Here is a 10,799-nt window from a genome sequence, read left to right as displayed (position 1 = left end):
CCACCCGCTACGACAAGACCCGCGAGTCCTACCAAGCCGCCCTCACCATCGCCTCAATCCTGCTCTGGCTCTGATCTTTGAAGACGACCCCTAGGGCCCATGCTCGGTGCCCGCGTGCTCGCCGAGCTGGGCGACGACCGGGCACGGTTTGCCGACGCCCGGGCGCTGAAGTCGTACGCCGGATCCGCCCCCATCACCCGGGCTTCCGGCAAGAAGCGGTTCGTCGGCCGCCGGTTCGTCAAGAACAATCGCCTCATCAACGCCGGCCTACACGGCAGTGAGGCGCACCGGGTGCGCACCGGTCGGTGCGGGGTGCGCAGCGAGGGCCTGGCCCACGCCGATGGCTTCCAGTTGGCGCAGGGTGTCGGCGACGTCCTCGTGGTCGTCGGTGAGGAGCTGCTGCGCGAAGTCGATGACGGCGCGGGCGATGCCCTGCGCCGTGTCCGGTCCGGCCTGTGCCCAGATCCGCAGCGAGGTTACGAAGACGCGCACGAGGGCCTCCAGGGCGAAGGTGTCCTCGCACGGCTCGCCAGCCTCCAGGCTGGGCAGCGCGGTGACCGGGACGACGATGCGTTCGGCGACGTCGACGAGCAGTTCGGGCATCCGCGGTTCGGCGTCGGCGAATTCGCCGGCTGCGGCGGCGTCATCGGCCTGGACGGCCCGGAGGTAGTTGAAGGCGCTAATGGCCGCGTGCGGGGTCATCTGGGCGAGCGGCGTGGTGTTGGGCACGTCGGCTCCTCAACGTACGGGCCCTCCCGCTGATCGCGGCGGTCTCGAACCCGATGCTCGGATCGCGCCTTGTGGACAGAGTCCGGCGCCGACGGGGGGAACTCTCCCCTTCAGATTGATCACGATGCGGTCACGGCAGCGAGGTTCTACAAGACCGGCGTCACACGAGAGCCGAAAACCGAACCTGTAGAAGGTGAACGGCGGGATGGGCCCGCCCCACCTTCCAGGAGCACCCTGTGGCGAGCACCGCAGACGAGCCCGAGCAGCCCCGTGACCGGACCGGAGAGGCCCCCTCCGTGGGCCCCTCCATCACCCCCTCCGCGCCCCGTCACCACGGGGCGGACGTTTCTGCAGTTCAGCCCCGGCGGACAGGGGAGGGCCGCAGGTCCGACAACCCTCATGTCCAAAGGCGTCCTGCTCACAGGAAGAACTCGACAGGGCCTCGGCGCAGGGAGCTGCTGCAGGCGCTGGGGATCTTCCAGAGGGCGACGCCCGATCAGTTGTGGAAGCTGACCCGTCCGGGCAACCAGCACGACAAGCTCACGCGGGACAACCTCCTGGATCTTCAGGACCACCATCTGGTGAGGATCGAGTTGGTACGGGAGGACCAGCGGCAGGTGTGGGTGCTGACGAAGCGAGGCCACGGCGAGGCGAAGCAGCTGCTGGAGCCGAAGGGCATACGCATCTCGGCGCTGCGCGAGGAGAAGTACGACCCGGTCACCGGGAACCTGCTCGGCACCAGCTACGACGACCACGCCGCAGCGGTCACTACGACGGCCGCCGAACTCCACCGTGCCGGGATCGGCCACCGGCTCGGCTTCGCCACCGAGATCGGACACCGGCTCGCAGACGGCTTCGTGCAGCGGGCGGACCTGGTGGTGCGGGCACCGGCGGTCAGGGTGCCGGTGCTGCTGCTGGAGATCGACCGCCGCACCGAGGACGCGCACGACCTGGTGACCAAGCTGCGCCGGTACTGGGAGTGGGGTCGACTGCTGCCGCGGGACGCGGACAAGCACACCGTGGATCTGGTCCGCTCCCGGCCAGACGCGATCGAGCACGTCGACCACGAGAAGCGGCTGTGGCGGCGGGTCTACCCGCCGACCGGCCGGGAGGGCCTGGCGCCACTCGCGTTCGTGTTCGCGGACACCACCGAGGCGAAGGTCGCCAACACGGTCGCTGTGCTGGAGGAGGCCGGCCGCCGCTACTGGGCGCCGCGCCGGTACGGGAGCCTCTACCGCGAGGCGATCACGGCGAAGGACTACAGCCAGGCGGTGCCCGTCGTCGTCACCACCCTGGTGCAGCTGACGGAGCACGGCGCGGACGCGGTGGTGTGGCGGCGGCTGGGACGCAAGGGCGAGCAGACGCTGACGGCCGCGCTCGACAACCCCGACGGCGATGCCCTCTTCCGAGAGCAGAAGGCCCGCGCCGAGGCGGAGGAGGAGCGGCGCCGCGCTGCTGAGCGGGAGGCCCGCAGACCGGTGTGCAAGCGGTGCGGGGTCAAGTTCACCGACCAGCGCTGGGAGGAGACCACCGCGCACCGGACGGCCTGGGCCGCCGGGGACGTTTCGGTGTGCGCCTCCTGCCACGCCGACGACATCACCCGCCAGAAGGCCGCCGCCGAAGCCGAGCGTGTCGCACAGCAGTGGGCCGAGGACGCCGCACGGGAGGCGGCAGAGGTGGAGGGGAGGGCAAGGAAGGGCTACGGCCGGTTCCGCCGCCGAACCTGACCCCGGCAAGCCGCCCTTGAGGGTGGCTTGCCCCGCACCGGGCAAGCCCGAAGGGAGCGTGGGCAAGCCGCCCCGTACGGCGGCTTGTCCACCCCGGCCGGAGCGCGCTGAGGTGGGCAAGCCTGGCCGGATACCCCGACCGGGGCCGATGAAGGAGGACGTGGTGCGCGGTTTCGAGGTGGGCGAGACGGTCGTACGGCGTGATGTGTACCGGTCGGGCCGGGTATGGAGCGAGCAGGCGCTGCGGGTCCTCGCGGACACCAGCGAGGCGCTGGTGACCGCGTGTGCGCCCGGGGCGGAGGCCCGGTGGCCCGCCCTGTATGCCAAGGCCCGCGACGAGGGGGACCGGTCGGTGCGCGCGGAGGCGTTCGAGGCGATGGCGACGGGGGAGTGGGAGCTTGCGGACGCGGTGTTTGCAGGAGGCCGATCTGCTGCTGTGGAAGCCGCCTGCCACCTGGTTCAGCGTGAACGCCGTCTTCGTCCCCGACAGTGGCGGCGGACGCCGGCTGCGGTACTGGTACGTCAACTTCGAGCACCCCATCCGCCGCACCGAGGCCGGGTTCGACACCTTCGACCTCACGGTGGACCTGGTCGTCAAGCCCGACCTCACCCGCTGGGAGTGGAAGGATGAAGACGAGTACGCCCACGTGCGTCGCCTCGGCATCATCTCCGGCACCGAGCACCAAGCCGTCGATGACGCCCGCGACGAGGCCATGGCGATGCTCACCGAACGGTCTGGGGTGTTCGCACAGGCGGAGCGGTGGGCGGCCTGGCGGTGGGAACCGGCCTGGCCCACGCCGCGCCTTTCCGGCCCGGCTGCGGCGAAGGGCAGGGTTGCATCGGAAGGGGGCTGAACAAGGGCTTGCACGGTTGCCCTCAGAGGGGGACCGGAGGTGTCGTCTGTCAGGGCTGGGGTCGAGGCGGCTCAGGCCGGCTGAACTCGGAACGCGTCGAGAAGAGAGCGCCGGCCTTTCCCGACTGTGCTCAGCTGGGGTTGGAGGTTGGCTGGCTGCCGGTGACGCCGAATGGGACGCCGTGAAGAACCCGAAGGCCCCGCGCCGTAAGCGCGGGGCTCTTCTGATGGCGGCTCAGCTCTTGTCGGGCCGGCCGGGAGGGATCAGGAGTTCCGCCGGGTCGTTCAGCCCGGTGTTGTACTCGTTGACGATGAGCTTTGCGAGAGGGGCGGAGCGGGAAGAAGAGCCGCCGCCGCCGACGGTGTTCGCGATGGACGACTCCTTCCACTGCGCGACCGAGATCCTGCGCTTGGTGGTGCCAGAAAGCTTCCTGCTCAGGCGGTCGAGTTGGGCGCCAGGATTACGATCGAGGACCATCGCGACGGCCCGCAGCATGATCCCTTCCCACGTCGAGGGATTGCGGCCCCAGGCGTCCTCAACGACCTGGAGCACCTGCGGGATCAGCGGTGAGCGCCCCTCGGGTAGGAGAAGGGGGTAGACCAGGCTGCCGCTCTTGTCCCGGGCGGCGTGCTTCTCGTCCATCACCGCGATAGCGGTGAGCGCCTGCACCGCGCCGATCTTGTTCGCTGAGGTGCTACCCGAGATGCCGAGGTTGAGGCTCTCGACCTCCGCCAGGATCCGGGTGTTGCGAGGGTCTCCAGCGGTGATCGAGACGCGGAAGATGTCGAACGGCTTCACGGCCTTGCGGTCACGGTTGGCCGCGAGGAACAGCTTCGCCTCCTGCTCGGCGGACAGGCCCTCGTAGACCATGCAGTCGCGGAGGAAGTCCGGGCCCTCCTTCTCGACCGCCACCTCCGTGGAGTGCTGGCCGTCGAGAAGGTAGTGCCGGCCGTCCTCTCGGAGGGAGACGATCGCCGGGAGTAGCGCGAAGGGATCCCACATCTTCGTCAGCCGGGCCGTCCACGCGGCATCCTTCTTCCGCTGCGCGGCGGGGCCGGCATCCTCACCAGTATTGGTGCCGAACAAACGGGCAGAGTCCAGATTCTGATCGACGTGCAGGTCTCCTACGCGGATCTCCGCGTAAGACTTTCGGACGGCCTTCGGCGATCCGGGCTGTGCCGGAACCGTTGCAGTCGTGGCGATGCGTGCCACTTGCCCCCCATCTCCGGGTAGCGATCAGGTCACACATAGTGAACCATAGAAATTTCTCGCGCGTGGGAATTTCTCGCGCTTTGAAATTTTTCGCACTTCCACGGGCCGACCTCACGCCGCCCTCGGCCGGGGAGGTGCGGCGCACCCTCTTCCCGGCTGCCGGCTTCACGGTCGACGGCCGCCCCGCCGGCGCGATCGAGCTCTGGCGCGGCAGCGTGCCCGAGCGCCGGACCGACTGGTCATGGACCCCCAGCCGCACCGTTGCCGAGGGATACGGCCACCGGCACCGGCGGCCGCCGCCCCACCACCGGAAAGCTCTACCGCGTCCTTGCCCCGCCCTCCGCACTGCTCGCCCGCAACAATGGCCGCGACGAGAACGAGTACGTCCTCGACACCGACACGCTGCACATCACCGAAGAACCGCTCACCCGCTGACGTCCCAGAGACCGGCCACCTGCACAACGAGAACGAGGACCTGGCCGTGAAGCCCCACGCCACCGCCTAGCGGATCGGCGGGCGTGTAATCGCTTCCGGCCCCCGCCAGCCGGGCTCTGCACGTCCGGCAATGCAGAAGAAAGTCCAGCCTATTGGGGCTATGTTCGCCAGGCTGGCAAGTGGACAGAGGCCGTATTGGAGGACATCGGGCTGTGAGAGAACCTTGGATACGCCGCGGTTACGACCAGAAGCGCCTGTGGATGCGGATGCCATTCGGCGCTACCAATCGAGCGTGGCTGCACGACGAGCTGGGCGATCGCATCCGTCCCGAGTGGATCAACACGGTGCGCCCCGGGCGATGGGAGATAGCGAAGCCGCACCTGAGGACGCTCACGGCCGCTCTCGCCAAACGGTTCGGAGAAGTACACGTCTACCTTGAGTTCTCCACGACAGAGCGATGTGACCGCAGGTGCCAGAGTGCAGCCGGTGACGACTGCACCTGTTCCTGCCGGGGTGAACATCACGGCGGCGGAACCTATTGGATGGACTGGCAGCTCGTTGGTGAGGACACTCTCATCGGTCCGGCTGGTCGCGTGGAACGGCACTACATCGTGAGGCGCGGTGACATTGGCCTATAGGTCGGCGTCGCACCGCGGTGGTCGGGGAAGGCGCCTCGGACAGACCTCGCTTCTTGGACTACCGTGGATGCAGGCGCGGGGCCTTACGCGGTCGAGGGTCGACCGCACGCGAGTCTGGGAGGACTCATGACTAGAGGCCGCGTCAACGCAGCCAAGTTCATCTCGCGCTACCTCGGCGAACCGCACGACAGCGATTTCGGCGGCGAGCCGGCCCATCAGCTCTTCAACGCTGCCCACGCCGACATCTGCTGCCCACCGACAGGACATCGCATCAGCTGGAGCGACTGCTACGGCGGTGCCGACATGTTGCCCCTGACGTCGAAGGCTGACCTGTTCCTGGAGTCCAACGGCGAGCCGAAGCCACTGCCGCGCCACCTGTCGGGGAAGCAGCGGGACCGGGCCCTCAGAGCGCAGAGGCTGGCCGCATGGATCCGGTACGAGGCCCACCGACGGAACATCCACTAGTAAGCAGGACCCCGGCCGTCGAAGGTGGGTCCCCGCCCGCACGGTGGGCACGTGGAAAGCGAAAAGTCCATTGTCGGACCTGCTCCGTAGTGCTCAGCCCCTTGGGCTGCGGTCCGGATGCCGGGCCTTGGATCACGGGAAGCGGGACTTCATAGTGACGTCGATCTACCTCTCCTCCGACAACCCCCGGTGGATGCCCAAGACCGAGGCCGACCTCCAGGCCGCGGTCGACGGCGGCCTGTTCGAGGAGAGCCACCACCTGGACCTGAAGAAGGCGCCGAACAGCAGGGGCGACAACAAGGAGCTGGCGCGCGATCTAGCGTCGTTCGCCGTCGACGGCGGCACCCTGATCATCGGCGTGCAGGAGAACAAGGACAGCCGCACCTTCGAACTCGCCCCTCAGCCCCTGAACGGGCTGCCGGAGAAGATCGAGCAGGTGGCCCGGACCATCCCCGACCCGCCTCTGACCGTCATCACCGAGGAGATCAGTTCGGCGGCCGACGACGGCACCGGCTACCTCATCGTGCACATCCCGGCCAGCCCCGTTGCACCGCACATGGTCGACAACCGCTACTTCGGCCGCGGCGACAAGACGAAGTACCAGATGGCCGATGCCGAAGTCGTCGGCCTCCACGCACGGCGACGCGACATCGAGGGCGACACCCTCACTCTGCTGCGCAAGGAGATGGACGAGGACCCGCTGCGCGACGTCGGAGCCCAGTCCCATCTCTTCCTGGTCGCCCAGCCGACCGCCGGACGACGGGACATGTGTCTGCCCATCACCGGCGCCAAGGACTGGAACCAGCGCCTGCCCGCCCTGATCCAGCGTGCCCTGCAAGCCCCGCGTACCCGGGCAGCGCTTTCCGGGGGATTCAGCCCTGATCTGTCTTCGGCCCACCAGGGCCACCGTCGCGCGAGGGGAGTGGCCCTCAGCTCCTCGGGGATCGGGGCCGGCCGCGTCTACACCCCGCAAGGCGGCTCGTATGACGAGTCCGTCGTCGAGCTTCAGCTCTTCGAGGACGGCGGGCTGCGGCTGCTCATGACCCGACTCTCCGAGGGCGCCTCTACGCCGTACGAGTCGCCAGACGAGGCCGAGCAGGTCATCTTCGACTCCGCCGCCGTCGTCTTCACCCGGCACATGCTGGAGCTGATCCGCCTGATCTCCGAGGACGTGGGCTACCACGGCAACTGGGCCGTGGCCGTCGGAGCCAACCGACTTCGCGGCCGACGCCGCTGGAGCCAGCCGGCCATCTTCGCCAGCAACCACCGGTACAGCGCCGACACGTACGAGGAGAGCACCGGCGCCACGCTGGCCGAGCTGCGCGATGCGCCGGGCACGGTCACGCGAAGGCTCCTCGGTCCCCTGCTCCGCTCACTGGACTCCGAAGAGGCGTTCGCGAAGGCCCTGACCGACGAGGAGTGATCCTCGCCGCTCCGCGAGGCGGCACGATCCCCGGACGATCAGCCCTCCGTGTGTCAGTGGGGCCTGAGACCATAGAAGCAGGGCGAAACGGCCCTCACAGGACAGCAGTTGACGATGGAGACAACGCGCACCATGACACTGGCACTGAACAAGGAATGGGCCGTAGGCGCCCGTATCGGAGGTGGCGGCTTCGGCGCCGTGTTCGAGGCGGTGAGCACCGACGGCGAGAAGGCGGCGGTGAAGCTCGTGCCCAAGAACCCGGGCACCGAGCGCGAGATGCTGTTCACCGACCTGGACGGCGTCCGCAACGTGGTGCCGGTCATCGACAGCGGCGAGCACGAGAACCAGTGGGCACTGGTGATGCCCCGGGCCGAGAAGTCCCTGCGCGACCACCTCCAGGACCACGGCCGACTGCCCCTCAACGAGGCGGTCGCCGTCCTGTCCGATGTCGCCGAAGCACTCACCGACCTCAAGGACCGCGAGGTCGTCCACCGCGACCTCAAGCCGGAGAACATCCTGCTGCTCGGCGGCCGCTGGTGCCTGGCCGACTTCGGCATTGCCCGCTACGCCGAGGCAAGCACCGCCAACCGCACCTTCAAGTTCCACGGCACCCTCGCCTACATGGCCCCCGAACGCTGGAACGGTCAGCGGGCCACCAGCTCCAGCGACATCTACGCCCTCGGCATCCTGGCCTACGAGCTCCTTGAGGGCACCCTGCCCTTCACCGGGCCGGACGAGCATGATTTCCAGGACCAGCACCTGCACGGAACCCCGCCGCCCCTCGCCACCGCTCCGCCGCTGCTGGCCGCGCTGATCACCGAATGCCTCTACAAGGCGCCCCAGGCGCGCCCCGCGGCCGGTAACGTGCTTGCCCGGCTGGGACGGATCCCCGTCGCCGCGCTCTCCGGCGGGCTGGCCGCGCTCGCGGAGGCCAACCAGGGCGCGGTCGCACGTCAGGCCGAAGAAGACCGCCGGGCCTCAGCACATGCCACCGAGGCCGATCGCCGCAAGGCCCTGTTCGAGGCCGCCACGACCTCCTTCGCCTTCATCGCCGACCCCTTCCTCACGACCCTGACGAACGCCGCTCCGAACGCGGAGGTCCGCAAGGGCAAGCAGGGCGGGTGGACCGTCCGAATCAACGACGCCCAGCTGACCCTGTCCGGACCGAGGGAGACCGCTCCCGAGATCTGGCGTACCGGTTCGACACCGGCGCCGTTCGACGTCATCGCCTCCGCGACGCTCTCGCTGAAGGTCCCCGTGAACCATCACGGGTACAACGGGCGAAGCCACTCCTTCTGGTACGCCGACGCACAGACGGCGGCCGAGTACCAGTGGTTCGAGACGGCCTTCATGGACACGCCGCTCCGCCCCGTAACGGGCACCACGGAACCCTTCGCCCTCGACCCTCACCACGAGGCGCGCACCGCCATCAGCCCGACTCTTGGCATGCACCAGGTCGCTTGGCCCTTCACGCCCCTCGTCATCGGGGACCTGGACGAGTTCATCGACCGATGGGCCACCTGGCTTGCCCAGGCGGCGAACGGTCGACTTGCTCACCCTAGCCGCATGCCCGAGCGCAATCCCCAAGGCTCCTGGAGGCGCTGATCAGCCCTTCCGCTGCGCTTCGGCTACACCAGGACGGCGGACACGCTCTCCAGCACGGCGCGCTGGTGCGCGTCCAGCGGCACATCGGCCTGGCGCAGAGAGCGCAGCGTCGTGCCGTTGACGCACAGCCTGCACAGGCCGACCAGCGGGAGCGGCCCGGCGCCGATGAGCGTGCCGGAAGAGGAGCTCTCGTAGACGGGGCGGTAGCAGCCGGGGCACGGAGTGCTCTCCTCGGGCTCGTCGGCCGGCGGCGCGTCCGGGCCCAGGAGCGGGACGATCCGGAGCAGGTTCTCCCCTGCCTCGGCCCACAGCGCCATCGGCCGCTCCGCACGCCGCTCGAAGACGATGGCGCCGTCCGGGCCGTCCTCGGTGCGGAGCCGGGCCAGGGTGCCGACGGCTTCTTCGGGATGGTTGGGGATGAACATGAGCACCCGCTCGTACCCGGGCCCCGTCTCCCCGACGATGCCATGCGGCTGCCCGGAGGCGAGCGCCGTGCCCAGCTCGGTCAGCCCTTGGCCGTCGTCGTCGTTACGGATCCGCAGCGGCCACCCGGCCAGCACTCCGTCGACCTCGGCCGGGGCGCTGGTGATCAGGATGCCGTTGCCGGACTGCCTCACGTCCAGGTGCATGCCAGCGGTCCAGCGAGCCAGATGCTCCACCCGCTGCATCAGCACGATCGTCCACACTTTGCTGACCTGCAGCTGTTCAGGATGAAAACGGCTCAGTCAGTCGCCGCCGCCCGAACCACATCCGCCGCCGCCCCCGTCGTCGCCCCACCAACCGCCACCAGACCCTGACGAGCCGGTGCGGCGACGCACCTGCCGGGTCGGTGGCGGCAGGGCAAGCTGCGGATAGCGGTCGTGGAGCACGGATACTCCGTGCAGGGCGATGCCCCGCGCAAACGCGTCGGCATCGTCGACGTCCCCCGACGGGTTCATCCGTGGCCGGTAGGCCGGATGCTGCTCAGCTGCCTGCCTGACCAGTCGCCCCGAGGCTTTGACCGACGGCGGAGTGAACGCCACGGCGGTCACCGCAGCGACCGTCGTGGCGAGGACCAGCGGGATCGGATTGGCCAGCCCGATCGTGAACGCCGCGACGGCCCCTACCCCGATCAGAATCTTGAGCGGCAGCAGGCCCCTCCTAAACCGCGCCCGCGCTGCGGGGCCGTCGAGCAAGCCGTCCCGGTCCAGTGCGTCGCGGAGCTGTGCCAGCTCCGCCCGGACAGGACGCGTCTCGGCCAGCGAGTGGATCGACTGCCCGGGCTGGACGTCCCACCGCCCGCGAGGGGCCTGCTCGTGCGCCCGTGCTGCGGCCATCACCGAACGGTCCAGCGGCCTCAGCAGCGCGTCGGGGAGCGGCTCGGGAGCAACGATGTCACCGCGTCTGGCGGTGATGCGGTTGACGGCGATGCCGCCCTCACGGGCCAGGAGTGCCTCGCGCATGAGCAGCAAGCCCACGCTGGCCGCCACCGCTCCGGCCTCACGCCCTCGCAGATAGCCCAGCTCGTAGACGTCGAGCTCACGCTCGGGAACGGGAGGGTTCGCCACAGTGGCCCGGACACGCCACGCCGACCACCCCGCCCACACCACCGCGACGCAGTACCCACCGAAGGCAAGCCAAGAAGTCACATGTGCTGAGAGGCCGGGACGGCTCGTTCGGTTCCCGGACAGCAGCCTGGTGCGAAGCCTTCCGGGAATTTCGTCGGCCAGGC

The 10,799-nt window shown here is 69.2% G+C and carries 10 protein-coding genes and 1 pseudogene; 7 read left to right on the top strand and 4 right to left on the bottom strand.

The window, feature by feature from the left end:
* Positions 1 to 90: 90 nt before the first annotated feature.
* A pseudogene (locus ACIA8N_RS36290) lies at positions 91 to 267 on the top strand (transposase); the annotation flags it as partial.
* On the opposite strand, the gene ACIA8N_RS36285 reads toward ACIA8N_RS36290, so the two are convergent.
* A complete protein-coding gene (locus tag ACIA8N_RS36285; protein WP_365787321.1) occupies positions 268 to 729 on the bottom strand; it encodes a hypothetical protein in 462 nt (153 codons plus the stop codon).
* A gap of 500 nt (positions 730 to 1,229) precedes the next feature.
* Here ACIA8N_RS36285 and ACIA8N_RS36280 point away from each other — a divergent pair, with 500 nt between their 5' ends.
* Both ACIA8N_RS36280 and ACIA8N_RS36275 read left to right on the top strand, forming a co-directional pair.
* Positions 1,230 to 2,456, top strand: a complete 1,227-nt coding sequence (locus tag ACIA8N_RS36280) for a hypothetical protein (RefSeq protein ID WP_365787319.1) — start codon at positions 1,230 to 1,232, stop codon at positions 2,454 to 2,456.
* 413 nt (positions 2,457 to 2,869) lie between these two features.
* Positions 2,870 to 3,310, top strand: coding sequence for a DUF402 domain-containing protein (locus ACIA8N_RS36275; RefSeq protein WP_365787317.1), 441 nt, complete (start codon positions 2,870 to 2,872; stop codon positions 3,308 to 3,310).
* 234 nt (positions 3,311 to 3,544) lie between these two features.
* Here the strand turns inward: ACIA8N_RS36275 and ACIA8N_RS36270 are convergent, their stop codons facing one another.
* Complete coding sequence (locus ACIA8N_RS36270) at positions 3,545 to 4,522, bottom strand: DUF6551 family protein (protein ID WP_365787315.1); 978 nt, start codon at positions 4,520 to 4,522, stop codon at positions 3,545 to 3,547.
* Between the two features lie 261 nt (positions 4,523 to 4,783).
* On the opposite strand from ACIA8N_RS36270, the gene ACIA8N_RS36265 reads away from it, so the two are divergent.
* From ACIA8N_RS36265 to ACIA8N_RS36250, 4 genes are all read left to right on the top strand, one after another.
* Positions 4,784 to 4,957: a hypothetical protein gene (locus ACIA8N_RS36265; RefSeq protein WP_365787313.1), complete on the top strand. Its 174-nt coding sequence runs from the start codon at positions 4,784 to 4,786 to the stop codon at positions 4,955 to 4,957.
* Between the two features lie 764 nt (positions 4,958 to 5,721).
* The gene (locus ACIA8N_RS36260) at positions 5,722 to 6,060 is read left to right on the top strand and encodes a hypothetical protein (RefSeq protein ID WP_365787311.1); all 339 of its coding nucleotides are present in this window, start codon (positions 5,722 to 5,724) and stop codon (positions 6,058 to 6,060) included.
* Between the two features lie 154 nt (positions 6,061 to 6,214).
* Positions 6,215 to 7,483 carry an ATP-binding protein gene (locus ACIA8N_RS36255; protein WP_365787308.1) on the top strand — a complete coding sequence of 423 codons (1,269 nt, stop codon included), beginning with the start codon at positions 6,215 to 6,217 and terminating at the stop codon, positions 7,481 to 7,483.
* A 132-nt stretch (positions 7,484 to 7,615) separates the two neighbouring features.
* Complete coding sequence (locus ACIA8N_RS36250) at positions 7,616 to 9,088, top strand: serine/threonine-protein kinase (protein ID WP_365787306.1); 1,473 nt, start codon at positions 7,616 to 7,618, stop codon at positions 9,086 to 9,088.
* A 23-nt stretch (positions 9,089 to 9,111) separates the two neighbouring features.
* Here the strand turns inward: ACIA8N_RS36250 and ACIA8N_RS36245 are convergent, their stop codons facing one another.
* Both ACIA8N_RS36245 and ACIA8N_RS36240 read right to left on the bottom strand, forming a co-directional pair.
* Entirely contained in the window at positions 9,112 to 9,756 is a 645-nt protein-coding gene (locus ACIA8N_RS36245; RefSeq protein ID WP_365787304.1) for a hypothetical protein, read from the bottom strand.
* A 57-nt stretch (positions 9,757 to 9,813) separates the two neighbouring features.
* The gene (locus tag ACIA8N_RS36240) at positions 9,814 to 10,674 is read right to left on the bottom strand and encodes a TIGR04222 domain-containing membrane protein (protein ID WP_365787326.1); all 861 of its coding nucleotides are present in this window, start codon (positions 10,672 to 10,674) and stop codon (positions 9,814 to 9,816) included.
* Positions 10,675 to 10,799: the final 125 nt, after the last annotated feature.

It is taken from the genome of Streptomyces sp. NPDC051822 (assembly GCF_044452745.1).
GTDB lineage: Bacteria > Actinomycetota > Actinomycetes > Streptomycetales > Streptomycetaceae > Streptomyces.
Note: the sequence above shows the minus strand (reverse complement) of the source record. Positions and strands in the feature narration are given on the sequence as shown.

What these genes read in the sequence shown, in the direction of transcription:
- ACIA8N_RS36260 (WP_365787311.1), top strand. Translation starts at nt 5,722, where the DNA reads ATGACTAGAGGCCGCGTCAACGCAGCCAAGTTCATCTCGCGCTACCTC.
- ACIA8N_RS36250 (WP_365787306.1), top strand. Translation starts at nt 7,616, where the DNA reads ATGACACTGGCACTGAACAAGGAATGGGCCGTAGGCGCCCGTATCGGA.
- ACIA8N_RS36245 (WP_365787304.1), bottom strand. Translation starts at nt 9,756, where the DNA reads ATGCAGCGGGTGGAGCATCTGGCTCGCTGGACCGCTGGCATGCACCTG.